The organism is Actinosynnema sp. NPDC049800, assembly GCF_040656635.1.
Lineage (GTDB): Bacteria > Actinomycetota > Actinomycetes > Mycobacteriales > Pseudonocardiaceae > Actinosynnema.
The window spans coordinates 1-18,886 of the sequence record NZ_JBFAMT010000094.1 but is presented as its reverse complement, the minus strand read 5'-3'; the positions used below and the strand labels follow the sequence as shown (position 1 = coordinate 18,886).

At 71.0% G+C, this 18,886-nt stretch carries 14 protein-coding genes and 2 pseudogenes; 2 read left to right on the top strand and 14 right to left on the bottom strand.

The genetic code is table 11. From position 1 onward, the window contains the following. Positions 1 to 94: 94 nt before the first annotated feature. From AB0I91_RS43240 to AB0I91_RS43200, 9 genes are all read right to left on the bottom strand, one after another. On the bottom strand, positions 95 to 850 hold the full coding sequence (locus AB0I91_RS43240) for a GH12 family glycosyl hydrolase domain-containing protein (protein WP_498781950.1): 756 nt from the start codon (positions 848 to 850) through the stop codon (positions 95 to 97). Between the two features lie 134 nt (positions 851 to 984). Then, complete coding sequence (locus AB0I91_RS43235) at positions 985 to 2,109, bottom strand: ricin-type beta-trefoil lectin domain protein (protein ID WP_498781952.1); 1,125 nt, start codon at positions 2,107 to 2,109, stop codon at positions 985 to 987. Between the two features lie 76 nt (positions 2,110 to 2,185). Continuing rightward, positions 2,186 to 3,703 carry an arabinofuranosidase catalytic domain-containing protein gene (locus AB0I91_RS43230; protein ID WP_499617093.1) on the bottom strand — a complete coding sequence of 506 codons (1,518 nt, stop codon included), beginning with the start codon at positions 3,701 to 3,703 and terminating at the stop codon, positions 2,186 to 2,188. 452 nt (positions 3,704 to 4,155) lie between these two features. After that, entirely contained in the window at positions 4,156 to 6,510 is a 2,355-nt protein-coding gene (locus AB0I91_RS43225; RefSeq protein WP_498781956.1) for a ricin-type beta-trefoil lectin domain protein, read from the bottom strand. 163 nt (positions 6,511 to 6,673) lie between these two features. After that, positions 6,674 to 7,051, bottom strand: a complete 378-nt coding sequence (locus AB0I91_RS43220) for an L-rhamnose mutarotase (RefSeq protein ID WP_499617088.1) — start codon at positions 7,049 to 7,051, stop codon at positions 6,674 to 6,676. Positions 7,052 to 7,106: 55 nt separating this feature from the next. Next, positions 7,107 to 8,297 carry a mandelate racemase/muconate lactonizing enzyme family protein gene (locus tag AB0I91_RS43215; protein ID WP_499642045.1) on the bottom strand — a complete coding sequence of 397 codons (1,191 nt, stop codon included), beginning with the start codon at positions 8,295 to 8,297 and terminating at the stop codon, positions 7,107 to 7,109. 1 nt (position 8,298) lies between these two features. Next, positions 8,299 to 9,126 carry a carbohydrate ABC transporter permease gene (locus AB0I91_RS43210; protein WP_498781962.1) on the bottom strand — a complete coding sequence of 276 codons (828 nt, stop codon included), beginning with the start codon at positions 9,124 to 9,126 and terminating at the stop codon, positions 8,299 to 8,301. Next, positions 9,126 to 10,076, bottom strand: a complete 951-nt coding sequence (locus AB0I91_RS43205; protein ID WP_499642043.1) for a carbohydrate ABC transporter permease — start codon at positions 10,074 to 10,076, stop codon at positions 9,126 to 9,128. The genes AB0I91_RS43210 and AB0I91_RS43205 overlap by 1 nt, the downstream gene beginning before the upstream one ends. Before the next feature lie 39 nt (positions 10,077 to 10,115). Next, entirely contained in the window at positions 10,116 to 11,384 is a 1,269-nt protein-coding gene (locus AB0I91_RS43200; protein ID WP_499642041.1) for an ABC transporter substrate-binding protein, read from the bottom strand. Between the two features lie 146 nt (positions 11,385 to 11,530). Here AB0I91_RS43200 and AB0I91_RS43195 point away from each other — a divergent pair, with 146 nt between their 5' ends. Both AB0I91_RS43195 and AB0I91_RS43190 read left to right on the top strand, forming a co-directional pair. After that, a complete protein-coding gene (locus AB0I91_RS43195; RefSeq protein WP_498781968.1) occupies positions 11,531 to 12,304 on the top strand; it encodes a FadR/GntR family transcriptional regulator in 774 nt (257 codons plus the stop codon). A gap of 539 nt (positions 12,305 to 12,843) precedes the next feature. After that, positions 12,844 to 13,899 (top strand): LacI family DNA-binding transcriptional regulator, encoded by a 1,056-nt coding sequence (locus AB0I91_RS43190; RefSeq protein WP_498781970.1) that lies wholly within the window; start codon positions 12,844 to 12,846, stop codon positions 13,897 to 13,899. A 79-nt stretch (positions 13,900 to 13,978) separates the two neighbouring features. Here AB0I91_RS43190 and AB0I91_RS43185 read toward each other — a convergent pair whose 3' ends face one another. The 5 genes and pseudogenes from AB0I91_RS43185 to AB0I91_RS43165 form a co-directional block, all read right to left on the bottom strand. Beyond that, positions 13,979 to 15,307, bottom strand: coding sequence for an EboA domain-containing protein (locus tag AB0I91_RS43185; RefSeq protein ID WP_498781972.1), 1,329 nt, complete (start codon positions 15,305 to 15,307; stop codon positions 13,979 to 13,981). Then, the gene (locus AB0I91_RS43180) at positions 15,304 to 15,480 is read right to left on the bottom strand and encodes a hypothetical protein (RefSeq protein WP_498781994.1); all 177 of its coding nucleotides are present in this window, start codon (positions 15,478 to 15,480) and stop codon (positions 15,304 to 15,306) included. The genes AB0I91_RS43185 and AB0I91_RS43180 overlap by 4 nt, the downstream gene beginning before the upstream one ends. A 245-nt stretch (positions 15,481 to 15,725) precedes the next feature. Further along, positions 15,726 to 17,096, bottom strand: a complete 1,371-nt coding sequence (locus AB0I91_RS43175) for an RICIN domain-containing protein (protein ID WP_498781974.1) — start codon at positions 17,094 to 17,096, stop codon at positions 15,726 to 15,728. A gap of 16 nt (positions 17,097 to 17,112) precedes the next feature. Further along, positions 17,113 to 17,421, bottom strand: a pseudogene (locus AB0I91_RS43170) (ricin-type beta-trefoil lectin domain protein); the annotation flags it as partial. A 99-nt stretch (positions 17,422 to 17,520) separates the two neighbouring features. Beyond that, a pseudogene (locus AB0I91_RS43165) lies at positions 17,521 to 18,813 on the bottom strand (ThuA domain-containing protein); the annotation flags it as partial. Positions 18,814 to 18,886 lie beyond the last annotated feature (73 nt).

Sequence of the window (18,886 nt, the reverse complement as noted above, 5' to 3'; positions counted from 1 at the left end):
GGGGGTGGTGTCGCCCGCCCCCCCCACCCCCCCGCCCCGGGGGGGGGGGGGGTGCGGGGCGCGCCCCCCCCCCCCGCCCGCCCGCCCGGGGCGGTCAGCCGACGTTGGCGTAGTAGGAGTGCACGTCCAGCTGCCCGTTGCCGCTGAAGACCTCCGCGCCGTGCTGCACGCTGGTGAGGTACTTCTGGTTGCTCAACCACCCGCGGTTGACCAGGTGCGAGGTGAAGTCGCGCAGGTTGAACGCGGCCGAGGTGGTGTTGCCCGTCCGGACGAACGAGTAGACCTCCCAGCCGATGTTGCCCCGGTACAGGTCCCAGGTGGCGCCGGCGATCGACACGGTGGCCTGCCGCGTGCCGACCGGCCCGGCGCCGCCGGCGCGGTAGGTCCAGATCATGATCTCGTCGGACGGGTTGGCGGTGCCGGGGTTGGACACCGGGTGCAGCCACAGGTCGTAGGCGACGTTCATGACGTTCGCCGTGTTCTGCCGGACGGTGTAGTTCGCGCCCGTGTTCACCGACCGGTTGTCCGCCAACCGGACCGGCAGGCCGGTGTTCGCCGGCTTGGTGCCCCAGTGCCAGCCGAGCACCGAGCTCGCGTAGGACTTCACCTGCCCCGGCCCGCCGCTCCAGTCCCAGCTCGTGCCCCACGAGATCGAGCCGCCGGACGACACGTCCCACACGCACTGCCACCCCTGGCCCGAGTCCTGGCCCCACACGTTGTTGTTGACCCAGTACTTGCCCATGGTGATCGAGTAGAAGTCCGCGCAGCTGCCGGCCGCCTGCGCGGTGCCGGTGGTCGGCACGGCCAGTGCGGCGGCGGCCACCACGGCTACCACGAACCTCTTCAGCATGGAGCTCCACCTTTCTCTCGGAAATTCGCGGCCGAAAGCTTCCGTCGAGTGGGTTGCGCGCAAGCGCCCACCGGGGATCGGTGATTCTTCGAATCGCCGTCGAACTACCCGGTGGGCGCTTCTCCGCGTCGCGGTCAGGCCGGCGTGCGCAGGGTCCACTGCTGGTTGGCCTGCCCGGAGCAGGTCCACAGGGCCAGCTTGGTGCCGTTGGCGGTGCCGTGGTTGACCGCGTCCAGGCACAGGCCGGACAGCACGTTGGTGATGGTGCCGTTGGCGTTGACGTTCCACTGCTGGTTGGTGTCGCCGTGGCAGTCCCAGATCACCACCTGCGTGCCGTTCGTCGTGCCGCGGCCGTACGCGTCCAGGCACTTGGTGCCGTAGACGACCAGCTGCTTGCCGGAGGTGTGCGTCCAGGACTGGTTGGGTTGGCCGTGGCAGTCCCACAGCTGCAGCTGCGTGCCATTGGTGGTCGTCGAACCCGGCACGTCGAGGCAGCGCCCCGACCCCGCGCCGACGACCTGCCTGCCCTGCGGGGCAACGGGGTCGCCGATGCTACCGGGCACGGCGCGCAACGCGTTGTACCAGGTCGCGGCCATCTTGTCGTAGCCGGTGGCGGTCGGGTGGACGCCGTCGATCAGGTCGGCCGTCGTCAACGCGGCGTGCATGTCCACCATGCGCACGCGCTTGCCCGCGGCGACCTTGCTCTGCACCATGCTCGGGATGGTGGCGTTGAAGTTCCGGGCGGCGGTGTTCTGCCCGGAGTTGGCCAGCGGGATGATCGTCGCGACGAACACGTCCGCGTTCGGCACCGTCGCGGTGATGCGGTCGACGAGCGCCGACAGGCGGGCGGGCGCGCCGGCCACGTTGTAGTTCTGCAGGATGTCGTTGGTGCCGATGTGCAGCAGCACCGTGCGCGGTGTCGTGTTCCGCAGCCAGTTGACGACGTTCGCGTCGATCTGGTCGATCCGCCAACCGGGGTGGCCCTGGTGGTCGTGGTCCCCGAGCGAGCCGGGACCGTTGAACTGCGAACCGACGAAGTCCACCCGGTAGTTGCCGGACCCGAACCGCTGCCACAGCCCGATCCGGTAACCACCGGGCACCTGCGTGCCCTCGGTGATCGAGTCGCCCAACGGCATGACCCGCACCCCGCCGTTGGACTCCGCGACGGCCTGGCCGGCCGGCAGCAGCGCGGCGGTGACCAGCGCGGCGGTGATCAGGGCCGCGGCGCGCGCGGCGAATCTGCTGAGGCGTTGTCGCACTTGTTCTCCTCGGGTTGAGCGGCGGTCCGGCACGGCGTGCCGGACCGCGGTCGAGTCACGAACTCCGGGGTGGGGCTCAGCCGACGCCCCACTGCTGGTTGGAGCCGCCGTTGCAGGTCCACAGCTGCACCAGCGCGCCGTTGGCCGTCGACGCCCCGGACACGTCCAGGCACAGGCCGGACTGCGCGCCGGTGATCGTGCCGTTGGCGTTGACGTTCCAGCGCTGGTTGGCCTGGCCGTTGCACGACCAGAGGACCGTCCTGGTGCCCGCGCTCGTCCCTTGGCCGTAGGCGTCGAGGCACCGCCGTTCGGCGCCGGCGTAGACGCTCAGCTCGCCCGCCGACGTCCGGGTCCACGTCTGCCCGGAGCCACCCTGGCAGTCCCAGATCCGGGCTTGCGTGCCGGCCGTCCCGTTCGGCACGTCGAGGCACTTGCCCGCGCCGACCGCGCGCACCGCACCGCCCGGGGTCGGGCCGCCGCCGGCGCTGTACCCGGCCGCGACCACGTTGGCCTGCACCGCGTTCTCGGTGGCGTCGGACGGGTAGCCCGCCACCATCGCGCCCTCGTAGAAGGTCCCCGCGCTGAGGTTCGCGCCGCCGTCGGGCTTGCAGCAGTCGCCACCGCTGCCCAGGATGATGGCGCCCTGCTTCTTCATCGGGCTGTACCCGTTGGGCAGCGGGCCGTCCCACAGCGTGGTCAGGCTGCCCGCCTGGGCGTCACTGCCCTTGAGCGCGAACCGCGTGGTCCCGTTGTTCTTCAGCATCGCCGTGACGAACCTGTTGGGGAACGCGCGCTGGTTCGGGTTCCACTGCTGGCTGCCGCCGGGGAACAGGCCCCACTCGAGGTCCGCCTGGACCCAGGGACCGGTGCCCGAGCACCCGCCGAACCAGCACTGCGTGCTGAAGTTGATCGCGTCCATCGCGCCGGCCGCGTCGGCCTTCCGGGTCGTCTCGCTGTTGCCGTAGTCGAAGCAGCAGCCGTTGTTCACGTGCGTGCCGCTGGTGACCATGTACATGCCCTCCGGCGCGGCCCCCGTCGGCACGCCCGTCAGGTGGCCGTCACGCCAGTAGCTGTTGCCCGGGTTGATGTAGAGCGAGTAGGCCTTGCTGCCGCCCACCGCCACCGATTCGGAGGTCGCGATCGCGGGCCTGCTCTGGGGCGAACCCGGCACCACCGAAGAACCCTGGTACCACAGGTCGTTGCCCCGCCCGGACTGGTCGTAGACGACCGTGATCACGCAGGTGGAGCCGGCGCAGAACGAGTCCTGGGTCGCCGCGTCGGCGGTGCCGCCGGCGGCCAGGAGACCGATGTCCCTCGTCGTGTTGTCCGACGAACGCCTGACCTGGTAGAGCTTGCCCGCGTACGAGCCGTAGAGGGCCCGCGTCGTGCTGTGCGCGGCCACGCAGGGCGTGCCGCCCGACGCGTAGATGTCGCACGGCCCCGTGGCGGCCGCCAGCGCGGTCACCGGTGCGGACCACGTCGACAGCGCCGCGGGCAGGACGGCCAGTGCCAGCAGGACACGCGCGCGCACCGCCACCGGCGAGCGCCACCATCGCTTCACAGGACCCGCTCGACCAACGGGTGAAGGCTGCATTCTCACTCCTACGACGATGTGGGAGGGCAGGGCGGCGGCGTGCGCGGAGATGACGAGCGATCGGCGGTGCGGGTTTCGAATCGCTTCGACTCGGGCGACGGTAAAGGCTAAAACCGCGCTAAAGCAACGGTTCCGCCGTGCCGTGCCGCTACCGCGACGGTCTCTCGCGGGAACGGCGGCCGACGTTCCGATCGACGTCGACGCACCTCTGCCACGCGGCCTGCCGGTGCTGCCTGGGGTTGTCCCTCATGTCGGCCTTGACCCGCGCCTCGGCCACCGTCCCGTCGGCGAGGGTTGTTCACGCTCACAACAGATGTCGTGGATCGGCGATCTGCATGGCGCGATGATGCGACCGACTCCACGAAGAGTCAAGGTGGACACCGTAGTTAACGCTCACATGGCGCAGCGCGAGCGGTGCGCGGAGGTCGGCGGGCCGACCTCCGCGCGGCACGTCAGTTGCGCACGCCCCACTGCTGGTTGGTGCCGCCGTGGCACGACCAGAGGTGGAGCAGGGTGCCGTTGGCGGTCCCGTTGCCGCTCGCGTCCAGGCACAGCCCGGACTGCACCCCGGTGATGGTGCCGTTGGCGTTCACGTTCCACTGCTGGTTGGTGCCGCCGTGGCAGTCCCAGATGATCGCGGCCGTGCCGTTCGCGGTTCCGGCGCCGCTGGCGTCCAGGCACTTGCCGTTCACCGTCAGCTGCTTGCCCGCGGTGTAGGTCCACCGCTGGTTGGCGCCGCCCGCGCAGTCCCAGAGCCGGGCCTGGGCGCCGTTGGCGCTGCCGGCGGCGACTTCGGCGCAGCGTCCCGATTGGGCGCCCACGAGCATCGCGTTCTGCGGGCCGGTGGTGGTGCCGCCGCCGGGACCGGCGTTGGCCATCACGGCCTGCGCGCCGGCCGGCCAGTTGCCGTTGGTGACGACCGTGTTGCCGGACACCACGTTGCCGCGATCGCCGTTGGTCACGTTGGTGCTGCCGTTGGTCGACCAGTTGTTGGTGACTGTCCAGTTGCCCATGTTCTCGCCACCCCAGTAGTTCGCGGTGGCCCACGTGCCGGTGTTGGCGAAGACGTTGCCCGTGACGGAGTAGTACTTCGAGCCCTCGTCGAAGTAGACCCCGAAGTAGCCGTTGGTCCGCAGGCAGTGGTTCCCGCTGATCGAGGCGCCGGGGTTCCACGACAGCGTGTAGATGCAGCCGCCGTCGTTCATCTGCTGCATGACGTCGTGGACGTAGTTGTTGATCAACCGGTTGTTGGAGGCCGTGGTCGGCGTCGTGTAGCGCGGCTGGTAGTTGTACAGGCCGCGGTTGGCGTAGTTGTTGTTGCCGCCGGCGTCGTTGGCGCCCCAGCCGTACCCGATCGACATGCCGGAGTACGGCATGTTGTAGACCTCGTTGTGGGACACCGTGGCGTTGGTGACGTAGGTGTTGAGCACGGAGACGTTGCCCCGGTACTCGATGCCGAGGTCGTGGATGCGGTTGTAGCTCACGGTGATGTCCCGGTTGACCATTCGCTGGTCGCTCGGGTGGTGGGCGTCGGCGCGCACGCCGCCGACCACGATGCCGCCGGCCGAGCTGCGGGCGATCTCCGACCGCGTGACGGTGATGTTGCTCGCCCCGAGGCCGACGCCACTGGCGTGCGCGTTGGCGTCGTTGCCGATGCCGATCGCCGTCTGGCCGAGGTTGACGAACTGGGACTCGCTGAAGGTGATGTTGTTGGCGGCGGAGACCTGCACGGCGGCGGGCATCTGGTTCCAGTGCGGTCGCGCCGCCTCGAACTGGGTGCAGCCGTTCTGGCACGACGTCAGCCGGTCGCCCGGCCAGTTCCAGTTGCCGGCGATGTAGGCGCCGGTCTGCTGGTCCGCGTAACCCTGGTTGCTGCTGGGTCCGAGCCAGGTGGTGCCGCTGAACGTGATCCCGCTGAACGAGATGTGGTGCGCCGGCGCGTCATAAGTGCCGCCGACGTCCACCAGCGACTGCAGCACCGGCAGCTCCACGCCGGCGGTGCTCATGTTCTGCCCGGCCAACGGGATGTAGGACAACGCGCCCGTGCCGGGGTTGAGGTGCCACTCCCCCGGCGCGTCCAGGAACTCGTAGGCGTTGGCCAGGTAGAAGGGCCCGGCCCGGTGCGGCTGGGTCAGGGTGTCGTACCCGAAGGTGTTGTTGTTCCACGCGGGCTGCTGCATGGTGAGGAAGTTCCCGCTGATGCTCTGCACCGGCGAGTACCGGTCGGTGAAGGAGTTGACGCTCTCCACCTCGACCCGGTTCTGGTTGGCCAGGTTGTTCAGGTAGCTCAGCGCGGAGCTGGAGAACCTCATGCCGGTGCTCGTGAACGTGAAGTCGGCCCGGTTCACCTGCCTGCGCGCCCTGGTCGCGACCGCGCCGTCGACGTAGAGCTGGCGCGAGTCGATCCCGGTGGGGACGGTGGCCCGCCAGATGTTCTTGCCGGCGTCGACGACCGACCAGCCGGTGACGGCCCGCGCGCCGCTGATGACGGGGCGGGCGGACGGCGCCGCCTGCCACCGCACGCGGTAGCCGTTGTTGCCGGAGTCCGCCGCGGTCAGCCGCAGCGGCTCGGAGAGCCGGTACACCCCGTCGGCCAGCTGCACGACGATGTCGCCGGACATGCCGCCGGTCTGCGACCGCACCGCGGCTTGGGCGGCGGGCAGCGAGCACGGCTGGGTGGCGGAGCAGCTGGTGCCGGTGCCGGACGGCGAGGCGTAGAGGGTGGTGGTGGCGGCGGACGCGGGAGGGGCGAGACCGACCGCCGCGGCGGTGGCGGTCAGCACCACCGCGGCAACGCCCGCGGACACCGGCCTTCGCACCGCGGAGGAAGAGGACGTGGACAAGGAGACCTCCTGACTTGGGGTGTGTGCGTGCGACGTCCGGCGGAGCCGTCGGACGGCACTTCGTGGTGGCGCGGGCGAGCCGGTCGGATGCGCGGGCGCAGGGGCGCATCCGGCCGTCGGCGAACGCCTAGCGGTGCGGCGGCGGCCCGTCCCCTGGCTGCGGCACGACGCCGGGGGTCAGGTGCCACACCTCGTGCATCGGCTCCCAGCGCACCGGGGAGCCGGGGTCGCTCGGCGACTCCTGGCACGGGTCGGTCAACGCCCACCAGCGCCGCGACTCGGGGTCGGCCGCGATCCGCGCCTGGTCGGCGTCGTGGTCCTCGCCGACGTACTCGTAGTAGCCGAAGAGCAGGTCGCCGTGCAGGAAGATGGTGAAGTTGCGGATGTTGGCCTCGAGCAGCATGCGTTCGACGGACGGCCAGACCTCGGCGTGCAGCCGGAGGTAGTCGTCGCGCCGCTCCGGGCGCAACCGGGTGACCATCCCATAACGTCGCGAGTGGTCCACTTCGGACTCCTAGCGGGAAGTGCGGCCGGCCCGACATCGTTGTCGGGCCGGTCGATCAGGAGCTCAAGGGGTGCAGCTGCTCCGGCGGCGCGACGACGTCCCGCACCACGGCCAGCAGGCGCTGCCCGGCGCGTTCCGGCCGCACGTGCGGACCTTCGGTCACCGGGAGGGCGAGTCCGAGCCGGGACGCGACGATCGCCTCCTCGTCGACGCGCAGGCCCAGCCCCGGGCTGTCGCCCAGGACGAACGCCCCGTCCTCGACGTGGAGGTCGATCGAGATCCCGGTCGGCGGCTGGAGGTCCTGCAGTTCGCTGACCAGGTGGTTCGGCACGGACGTCGCGGCGTGCAGCAACCCGACCGGCGTGTTGCCGATGGGGCTGACGGGCAGGTCGTGCGCGTGGGCCAGGGCCGCGACCCGCAGGAAGTGGGTGACGCCCCAGCCCGCCGCCGCCTGGACGACGTCGACCGCACCCGCCGAGATCAGCGGGCGGTACTGCTCCAGGCCGGTGAGGTTCTCGCCGCTGGCGACCGACGCCCGGACACCTCGGCCGACGGCCGCGTGCCCCTCCGCGTCCCACCGCCGCACCGGCTCCTCGATCCAGATCAGGTCGAGCGTCCGCTCGAGCTCGCTGACGTGGCGCACCGCCTGCTTGCGGGTCAACGCCTCGTTGACGTCGAGCATCAGGCCCGGCCGGGTGCCCCGGCCGGCGTTGGTGAGCACGTCGCGCACCAGGATGAGGCGGTCCCGGTCCCGATCGACGTCGAGACCTCCCTTGAGCTTCGCCACCCGCAGGCCGCGGTCGGCGTAGGTCTCGTACAGCGCGACGAGCTCGTCGTCGCCCAGCCCGATGTCCACACCGGAGGCGTAGGCGGGCACGCGGCGATCACGTCCGCCGAGCAGCCGCCACAGCGGTTCGCCCGCGGCCTGCGCCTTGATGTCCCACAGCGCGGTGTCGAGGGCGCCGATGGTGCCGAACACCACGCCCGCGTGACCGGCCTTGAACGTCTGGCGCAGCATCCGGTCGTAGAGGGCGGTGACACCGCGCGGGTCTTCGCCCTCCAAGGCGGCGAAGATCGAGTCGATCTCGACGTGCGGGCCGAGCCCGACGCCGGTGATGCCCACGTCCGTCTCGACGAGGACGATCGGCACCCGGACGACGCCGTCGGCGAAGACGCCGTTGGCGTCGCCGACCGGCCGACCCCAGTCCTGGACGGTGGTGAGGGTCCGGTAACCAGTGATGCGCATGTCAGCCCTTCGTGGCCCCTGCGGTCACGCCGTCGGCGATCTGGCGCTGCAGGAACAGGTAGACGACGAGGACGGGCACCGCGGCGATCAGCACGCCGGAGGCGAACACGGGGATGTCATCCGAGTACTGCCCTCGCAACGAGGTGACACCGACCATGAGCGTGCGATGGTCTGCCGACGGCATCATGAGCAACGAGATGAGCACGTCGTTCCAGCAGAACAAAGCGTCGAGCACGCCGACCGACAGCAGCGCCGGCCTGCCCAGCGGGAGCATGATCCGCCAGTACGCGCCGTACACGGTGTTCCCGTCGATCCGCGCGGCGTCCAGGATCTCGGCGGGCACGGTCGAGTAGTAGCTGGTCATCAGGAAGACCGTGAACGGCAGGAACTGCGCCACGTACGCGAGGACGAGCCCCGGGTAGGTGTCGACGAGGCCGGCGTCGGACATGATCCGGGCCAGCGGGACCATGATCACCTGGAACGGGACGAACAGCGCGGCGAGGATGCCCAGGAAGAGCACCGAGGAGCCGCGGAACCGCAACCGGGCGAGCGCGAAACCCGCCATCGACCCGAACAGCAGCAGCAGCGCGACCGAGCAGGTCACCACCACCGCCGAGTTGAGGAAGTACCGGGACATCCCGACGCTCGTCCACGCCGCGGCGACGTTGTCCCACCGCAGCGCGTCCGACAGCGAGAACCGGTCGAGCACGTACTCGCGCCGCGTCTTCACGGCCACGTTGGTGGTGAACACCAACGGGTAGATCGTGGCCAGCGCGAGCGCGGCCATCGGGACCGCGACGACCCACCTCGTCAACCGCCGGCCGGCCATCAGCCCTCCCTCCCCGCGCGGCGCAGGACGGCGACCTGGGCCAGCCCCACGACGAGCATGATCAGGAACAGCGCGGTCGACGCGGCGGACGCCAGCGCGGGCTGGTTGAACTGCCCCTGCTGGACCCAGATGTAGTACTCGGGCAGGTAGGTGGAGCCCTCCGGCCCGCCGCCGGTCATCACGAACAGCAGGCCGAACATCGAGGTCAACATGCCGATCATGGTGGTGACGAAGACGAACTGGATGGTGCGGGTCAGGCCCGGGACGATCACGTGCCGGACCGTCTGGGGCAGCGTCGCCCCGTCCACCCGGGCGGCGTCGAGCAGCGAGGGGTCCAGCGCGGAGAACCCGGCCAGGAAGACGACCAGCGCCATGCCGAACGTCGCCCAGACGTGCACCCCGACCACCGCGAAGATCGCCACGTCCGGGTCGCCGAGCCAGTCCACCGACCCGAGCCCCACCCCGCCGAGGACCGCGTTGAGCGGGCCGTCGTAGGCGAGGAGCAGGTTGAAGATCGCCCCGACGATCACCGGGGAGAGCACGGCCGGGAAGAAGTACACGCCGCGGAAGACCCGGTGCCCCGGCACCTTCAGGTAGATGAACGTGGCGAGCAGCCCCGGGATCGCCACGGCCACGGGCAGCAACAGCACCAGCAGGCCGACGTTGCGCAACGCCGTGCGGAACAGCGGGTCGCCGAACAGGGTCACGTAGTTGTCGAAGCCGACCGGCAGGCCGTTGCGGTCGCCGTCGCCGGTGAAGGAGAAGTTCACCCCGAGCACCAGCGGCCACAGGCGCAGCACCACGATGATCAGCACGGCCGGCGCCAGGAGCACGAGCGGCGCCAGGCGCTCGGCCCGCGACCCGCGACCCGCGCGCCGGGTGAGCGGCTTGTCCGGTCGCCGGACCGCTGCGCCGGCGACCGCCTTCCCCTCGTTCCGCTCGGCCACCACCGGGCGCACCGAGGACGGAGAACCCCCGGACGGCACGGATCAACTCGCCTTGTCGGAGTCGGCCAGCTGCGCGACGGCCTCGTCCACCGTGGTGGAGCCGCTGAGCAGCTGCTGCGAGAGGCGGCCCATCAGGTCGATCGTCTTGCTGGACAGGGCGACGTGCAGCGCGGGCTTGCCGGTCTTGATGCCCGCGGTGATCGAGGTGACGGCCGGGCCGCCGGCGGAGACGTCGATCGTGGTGTCGGACGCGATGGCGCCCGCGTCCGCGTAGAACGCCTTCAACGCCGCGGACGAGGTCAACGACCGCACCAGGTCGGCGGCCCGCTTCGGGTCCTTGGTCCACTTGGCGACCGCGTAGCCGATGCCGCCGTCGTAGGGCAGGCTCGGCGTCGCGGCCGGGTTGACCAGGGGCGCGTCCATCACGCCGACCTTGTCCGCGTCGAGGAACTCGGCGAAGTCCTTCCAGTGCCCGATGTCGGACATCAGGCCGATGATGTGCGCGGCCTTGGCCGACTGGAAGACCGCGAACGCGTCGTTGAACATCGCGGTGGAGTTGACCCCGTCGTTGTTCAGGCCGTCGTCGTTGACCTGCTTCCAGAGCTCGAAGATCCGCTTCACGTCCGGCGAGGCCCAGTTCCGCTTCCCGGCGATCCAGTCGTCGTACTCCTGCGGCGTGAGCACGGCCGACCCGATGCTGGAGAGGAAGAACTGGATGCCGATGCCCTCCTTGTTGCCGACGCCGAAGCACTTGGCGCCGGTCTTGCCGGTGATGACGCCGCAGTCGGCGACGAACTCGTCCCACTTCGCGGCGGGCGCCTCGGGGTCCAGTCCGGCCTGCTCGTACAGCGCCTTGTTGTAGTAGAGGGGGTGCCCTTGCAGCGTCACCGGCGAGGCGTAGGTCTTCCCGTCGCGGGTGAACGCCTCCCAGCCGGCGAGCCGCTGCTTGTCCTGGGCCACGTACTCGTCGAGCGGCACCAGCGCGTCGACCCGGTCCCGGAGCTGGCCGCCGCCGTTGAACAGCATGACGTCGGGACCCTTGCCGGCCTGGATGACCGCCCCGAGCAGCGTGTAGTACTGGTCGAACGGCTGCGCCACGAACTCGACGTCCACGTCCGGGTGACTCTTCGCGAAATCGGCCTTCGCCTGGTCGAGGTACGCGGCCACGTTCGCGTCCCCGGACTTCCAGTCCCAGACCACCAGCTTGTCGCCCGAGCCGCCGGAGGACCCCGGCGCCGTGGCGCTCCCGCATCCCGTGGCCAGGGCCAGACCCAGGACCACGGCAGCCGACCACAGTGCGCGCTGCTTCATCGCTGCTCACTTCCCAGACGACGGCCGGGTACGCCCTCGGCGCGATTGGTGTCGAAACCTAACTCGTATGACGTCTGACGTCAACGGTCCTACGTATACTCTGATCAGCCCTGAAGCTCGGGGCGCGTGACGCGACCGGAGGAACGATGACCGCAGCGGGCCGGCGACCGGGCGACGACCCACCCGCACCTCCCGAGTGGACGCGTCGACCGGCCAACCTGGCCAAGGCGGTCACCGCGGAGCTCGTGGGCCGCATCGTCCGCGGCGTCCACCCGCCCGGGACCCCCCTGCCGCCCGAGCCCGCGCTGGGCGAGACCTTCGCGGTGAGCCGGACCGTCATCCGCGAGGCGGTGAAGATCCTCCAGGAGAAGGGCCTGGTCCAGGTGCGCCAAGGCGCGGGCACCACGGTCACGGAGCCCGCGACGTGGAACATGCTGGACGAACTCGTCCTCGCGGCAACCATCGCCGAGGACGAGACGCTGGCCGTGCTCGACGATCTCGTGGTCACCCGACGGCTCCTCGAATCGGACATGGCCCAGGTGGCCGCACGCACGGCCGACGAGGACGCGATCGACCGGCTACGCGCCCTCGTGGACCGGATGGACCAACTCGTCGACGACCCCGCCGCCTACCAGGAGCAGGACCGCGCCTTCCACGACACGATCATGCGCGCGTCGGGCAACCGGATCGCCCGGGGCGTGGTGCGATCCCTGGAGGGTCAGGTCATCAACACCGCCCGCTACCTGGGCCGCAGCGAGCGGGCGTTGTGCGTGGCGTCGAACGAGGGGCACCGCCGGATCTGCGAGCGGATCGCGGCGCGCGACCCGGCCGGCGCCGCCGAGGCCATGTTCACCCACATCACCGAAGCGTGGCTGGTGCGGCGCGCCGACAACGGAGACCCGAGCCGCCTGGAGCGCTAGGTGGTCACCCGACGACATCACCCCCTCCGCGCAGCCACTCCGCTGAGCGTCGTCGCGCTCATGGCCGACGACTTCGCCAGCATACCGATCCACCGCCCTCAAGGGAACGATGAGTAGTACTTACTTCGGCAGGGACGGAAACTTTCCCGACGAGCAGCGACCCGACGATCGAGGCTATGATGCGTACGGCGAAATAGTCTCAGGTTTCTCTTGACGGAACCGCCGCCCACAGGCTGTCATGAGTAACGAGGACCACAGCTCCGATGAGTCTGACTCATCGGAGGAGGAGATCCGGCTCGTACGAACTCCGACCCGCGAGCACCACGACGTAGTGGAGCAGCTCATGCCACAACGGCCGAACGGCCGCGCACCCTGCGCGCACCGGACCGGCGGCCCCGGCTGACGGGCGGCTGCCGCGCTTTCCCCGATGTTGGGAGCGCTCCCGGTGGGTCCGCTCCCCTTTCGAACGGCCCCGTCCCTTGTTGTGCACGCACCGGTCGCCGCGCCGGCGGCCGGGCTCGGAGAACGGGAGGTCCACGTTGGGCGCACGACGGGTCACCCTGGCCGATGTGGCCAAGGTGGTCGGCGTCTCCCAGACCACCGTGTCCCTGGTCCTCTCGGGGCGCGGTCGCGACCTGCGGATCTCCGAGGAGATGCAGCGCCGGGTCCGCGAAGCGGCGACGGAGCTGGAGTACCGCCGCGACCGGGTCCCGATGGGGCCGCGCGGGACGAGGACGCAGACGATCGCCTTCGTGTCCGATTCGGTCGCCAGTTCGCGGCTCGCGGGCCACATGATCAAAGGTGCGCTCGGCGCGGCCCGCAGGCACGGCGTCACGCTGCTGTTCGGTGAGACCGAGGGCGACGCCGGCTTCCAGCGCACGTTGATCGAGACGATGCGCGACTACCGGGTCGACGGCATCATCCTCGCCTCGGTGCACGCCAGGACGATCAGCATCCCGGCCGAGCTCGCCGGCGGCCCGGCGGTGCTGCTCAACGTCTTACCCAGGGAGCCCTCGCCACTGGTCTCGGTCCTGCCCGACGAGGTCCAGGCGGGCCGTGCCGCGGCACGCGTGCTGCTCGACGCCGGCCACCGGGAGGGCATCCACCTCATCGGCGTCGGCCCGTCCGGCGACGACGTGCCACCGGGCCGGACCGCGGCGTTCGACCGGCTCACCGGCATCCGCCGGGAGCTGGGCGAGGTGGGCGTCGAGGTGGAGAGCGGGCACGCGTGCCGCTGGTGGTTGCCGAAGTACGGCTTCGAGGCGACCCGGGCCCTGTTGGGCGCCACGCGTCCCCGTGCGTTGATCTGCCTGGACGACCGGCTCGCGCTCGGCGCCTACCAGGCGTTGCAGGACGCCGGCCTCACCGTGCCCGACGACGTCTCCGTCGTCTCGTTCGACGACCACCCCATCGCGTCCTGGCTGCGCCCGGGCCTGACCACCGTGGCCCTCCCGCACCACGACCTCGGCGCGAAGGCCGTCGACCTCCTCTTCGCCGAAGCCCACCGATCCGAGTCGGGCCGCGTGCGCGGGGGCGGCACGTATCGCGTACCGATGCCCGTCCGCCACCGGGACTCCGTGGCGCCACCACGATGAGCCGGACGCCTGCGGTCCGGACCGCCGCAGATCAGGTGGAGCGCTGATCCCTCGGTGTGACGGGGGTCGGAGGTGTGGATCAGGCGGGCTTCCCGAGCAGGTCCAAGGCGTCGGGCGGCACCGGGCGGCCGGCCGCGCGGCGTTCGTCGGCGAACGCGGACACCATGCGCAGCAACTCGTCGTCGGCACGTCGGTCGAGGTCGCTCACCACGGTCAGCGGGATGCTCATCACCAAGCACTTCAGCACGCCCTGCCGCCAGGTGCGCTGGTCGAGGTGACGCGCGGCGAAAGCGCCCATCGCCGCCGCGACGAGGCCGCTCTCGTTGCTGCTCAGGGCGTCCTTGACCAGGTCGACGCCCGTCCCCGGCACCCGGTCCCCGATGTCGGCGAGCCCTCGCAGCACCCCGAGGCGTTCGGCCGACGTGCCCTGCCGGTAGAGCGTGGTGAGCCCTTCGGCCGCGTCGCCGGAGTTCTCGACGTACGCGACGAGCAGCCGCGTCCGCGCCTCGCGCTGGCCGGAGCGCACCGCTCGTCCCACGACGGGGAAGAGGGTCCGGATCGAGGAGGGGTCGGCCCGCAGCGACTGCTCGGCCCAGGCCAGCCAGTTCGCGGTGCGCAGCGCCTCGAACGCCCGACCCGCCACCACGGGCGCCGCGTGGCTGTGCCGGGGCAGCTCCACGGCCGCGACGCCGGTGTAGCCGATGTCGATCAGCGCCCCGAGGGTGTCGGGCAGGTCCAGCTGCCCGTCCCCGAACTCCAGGTGTTCGTGCACGCCCTGCACCATGTCGTCCAGCTGCACGTTCATCAGCAGCCCACCGGCCTGCCGCAGGCACGCCGCCGCGCCCTGCCACTCCACCGCCACGCAGTGCCCGACGTCCACGGTGATCCCCAGGAGTTCGGGTCGGCCGAGCTCGTCGCGCAGCCGCAGCGCCTGGTCCAGTCGCTCCACCACCATGCAGGGCTCCGGCTCCAGCGCGAGCGGCACGGCGGGCCCGCGTTCCAGCACCGCGGCGACGCCGGACTTCAGGTGTTCCCAGCTGTCCGAGGAGCCGACGCCGGACCAGAAGGACACGCAGTCCGCGCCGAGGTCGGCCGCGATCCGCTTGGCGCGCACCAGGAAGTCGACCCGGATCTCCTGGCCGTCGCTCACCAGCGTCGGGTGGTGCTTGTGCCGCGGGTCGAGCAGGTAACGCGCACCCGTCTCCACGACGACGCGCAGTCCCAGCGCCGACAGGCGTGCCGCGAGCCGTTCGGTCCGCGCGCCGACGTCGTCGGCGAACGGGTCGAGGTGGTGGTGGTCGAGCGTGAGCGCGACCGCCGTGTAGCCGAGGTCGGCGATGATCCCGAGCGCGTCGTCCAGGCGGTGGTTGGCGAACCCGTTGGTGCCGTAGCCGATGTCGAACGTCATGTGCGGCTCACCCGCCGGCTCCGCGCCCGGCCCGGCGGCGTGACGCCGGCCGGGCCGGGACGCTCGGTCACGGGTGTCCGGCCCGCGCGCGGGGCCGGCAGCCCGCGAGCGGCGGTCGGCGCGACGGAGCCGCGTGCGCCGATCAGCCAGAGCCCGGTGGGCTCGTCCGCCATGGGTCCTCCTCCGATCCTGGGTGCCGCGCGGTGACGGCTACCGGGTTGCGCGGCATCGACTCGCGGCCGCACCCGGCGGTGGCATGTCCTGCTCGATGAAAGTGCTGGGTCACCCCGGCCGCACCGGCCAAGGGGCACCCGGGCTCCGCCGTTCCGCGACCCGCGGCCGAGCTGACCGCTCTGGCCTGGTCGATCGCGAAGCGGGAAGCACGGGCGCCCCGTCCTGCCGGTTGGTCCGCGCGTGATCAGAACTGGGCGATGAACCTCCACGCCTCGCCCTTGGTCCAGGTCCGCACGCCGTCCTCGCACGCGCAGCCGTCGACCGGACCCGGCCCGTGGCCACCGTCGAACGCGGCCCACTGCACCGGGTAACCCGGCTGGCACGAGTACGCGGTCGTGATGTGCGTGCGGCTGCCCGGGGCCGGCTCACGCGGGCTCAGCGCGGCACAACCGTTGTTCCGGACGAACCGGTCGCGCAACGACCGCCCCGCCGAGATGTTCAGCACGTTGTCCGAGATGCCGTGGATCCCGAAGTACGCGACCGGCTGCGTGCCGCCCGAGCACCCGCTCAGCTGCCCGCCCGCGTACACCACGACCCCGCGGAACACCGTCGGCCGCGAGCACGCCAGCGAGTAGCTCATGCCGCCGCCGTAGCTGAACCCCATCGCGAAGCGCAGCTTCGGGTCGACGCACAGGTCGGCCTCGATCCGCCTGATCATGTCGTCGACGAACACCACGTCCTCGCCGCCGGAGTTGGCCCAGCCGTTGCCCAGGCCCTGCGGCGCCACCAGGATCGCGCTGTTGTTCGACTGCTCCTGCATCCCGTAGTACGACCACGCCGCACCGCTCGTCCCACCGCCCGACACGTCGTTCATCGTGCCGCCGTTCCAGTGGAACCCGAAGATCAGCCGGTACGGCCGGGTGTTGTCGTAGCCGTCGGGCACCCGCAGGACGAAGCTGCGGCTCTTGCCGCTGCTCGTGATCGTGTGCGCGCCGCTGCGCATCGTCGGCGCCTTGCCGCACCCGCTGCCGCCGGGGTCGCCGCCGCCCGACACCTTGGTCAACACCCACTGCTGGTTGTTCCCGCCCGTGTCGGCGTACTGCACGGCGTTCGCGCCGTCCGCGGTCGAGGAGCCCTGCACCTCCACCGCCTTGTTGCTGTGCCGGGCGATCAACCGGACGTGGCCGCCGTCGGAGTCGGCCAGCCGGAACTGCTGGTTGGTGCCGCCGTGGTCGGTCCACTGCTGGATCGCGGCGCCGTCGGCGGTGGAGGAGTTGGGCACGTCGAGGACCTTGCCGGAGTGGCGTGACTTGATGCGGTAGTAGCCGCCGCCGGAGTCCAGGAACTGCCACTGCTGGTTCGCGCCGTCGTTGCGCGACCACTGCGCGATGCGACCACCGTCGTTGGTCGCCAGGCCGTACACGTCCAGCACCTTGCCGCTGTTGCGGTTCACCAGCACGTACCACGCGCTCGGGTCGACCGTGGCCGCCGACGCGGGCACCGCGGTCACCGCCGTCACCGTGCCGGCCGCGAGGAGCACCGCCGCCACGGTGGCCGTCACCGGTCGTCGGCGTCGTGTCCGCGGGGTGTCGGGGGCCTCAACGCTGGCTTTCATCGAACACTCCTTCGGTTCACGGCAGGGTCCACCGTTGGTTGGTGCCGCCGTGGCAGCTCCAGATGATCAACTGCGTGCCGTCCGCGGAACTGCCGCCGTTGGCGTCCAGGCACTTGCCCGACTGCGGGTTGACCAGCGAGCCGTTGGCGCCGGCGGTCCAGTTCTGGCCACCGCTGCCGTTGCAGGTCCACAGCCGCACCGCCGCGGCGTTCGCCGTCCCCGACACCTCCATGCACTTGTCCAGCGCGCGCAGGGTGGACCCGTTGACCGTCCAGCGCTGGTTCACGCCGCCGTTGCACGTCCACAGCTGCAACCTCGTGCCGTCAGCCGTGTTGCCACCGCTGACGTCGACGCACTTGCCGGAGGCGCCGGTGATCGGCCCGGTGCGCGGAACCGGGACGGTGCCCAGCTCCTTGATCCGGATGTTGCGGAACGACACGTCGTCCCCGGTGCCGTGGTTCTGGATGCCGATGTGCCCGGACGCCAGGGACCGGGCCGGGTCGGTGTTGGTGAAGTCGTTGATCAGCACGCCGTTGAGGAACACCTGCAAGCGCTCGCCTTCGACCAGCAGCTCGTAGGTGTTCCACTCGCCGGGCGGGTTGAGCGCGGCGTCGCGGGCCGCCTGGTCGGCGCCCTTGAAACCGTAGATCGCGCCGGTCGTCTTGTCCGCGGTGTCGGTGGCGTCGATCTGCACCTCGTGGCCGTTGGCGAGGGCCGAGTCCGCGCTGCTGCCCGCCGGGAACCCGAGCACCACGCCGGAGTTGTCGTCCCCGGGCATCCGCCAGTCCAGCTTGAGGGAGTAGGAGCGGAACTCCTTGGCGCTGTACCAGAGCATCCCCATGCCGCCGGACGAGGTCAGCGTGTTGTCGCTGTTGGTGAAGCCGCCCGGGCCGACCTGCGTCCAGCCGGTGGTGGAGCCGTTGTACAGGGTGGTGTAGCCGTTCTCCGGCCGGCAGTCGGCGTCGGCCCGGTTGGCCGTGTAGCGCAGGCCGCCGAGGACCATGGCGCGGAAACCCGCCTCGGCGTAGCTGGACTGGGTGTGGCCGCTGCCGGTGTAGAACGAGCGGCCCGCCTGGACGGTCTTGCACCAGGTGTGGGGGTGGTCGGCGCCCATCGAGCCGCCGCTGTAGGTCGACTCGTCCAGGGTCGCCAGGACCCGGGCCGTCGACCGGACGCTGCCGCGGAAGTTGTACCACTCGTCGGTCCGGGTCCACGCCGGGCTCAGGTGCGCGGTGGCCGGGTGCGCCCGGTTCTCCACCCGGACCGTCGCCTGCTGGATGGCCGGGTGCGAGGTGAAGTACGTGCCGACCAGCTCGCCGTAGAACGGCCAGTCGTACTCGGTGTCGGACGCCGAGTGGATGCCGACGTACCCGCCACCGCCGCGGACGTAGGACTCGAACGCGGTCTGCTGCGTCGCGTTGAGCACGTCACCCGTGGTGTTGAGGAACACCACCGTCTCGTACTTGGCCAGGTTGGTGGAGGTGAAGTGGTTCGAGTCCTCGGTGGCGGTGACCGTGAAGCTGTTGGCCGCGCCCAGGTCCCGGATCAGCTGGATGCCGGCCGGGATCGAGTCGTGGCGGAAGCCCGCGGTCTTGGAGAACACCAGGACGTCGTACGGCGCGTCGGCCGCGGCGGCCGGTGGACTGGAGTTGAGCGCGGCGACGGTCAGGGCGGCGGCGGCCACCCCGATCACGCGCCGGGCGAAGGGGTTTCTCATCTCTTGGCCTCCTGGGAGGAGGGCGCGGTGGCGGGGGGCGCGGGGGGGGGGGGCCGACACCCCCCGCCCCCGA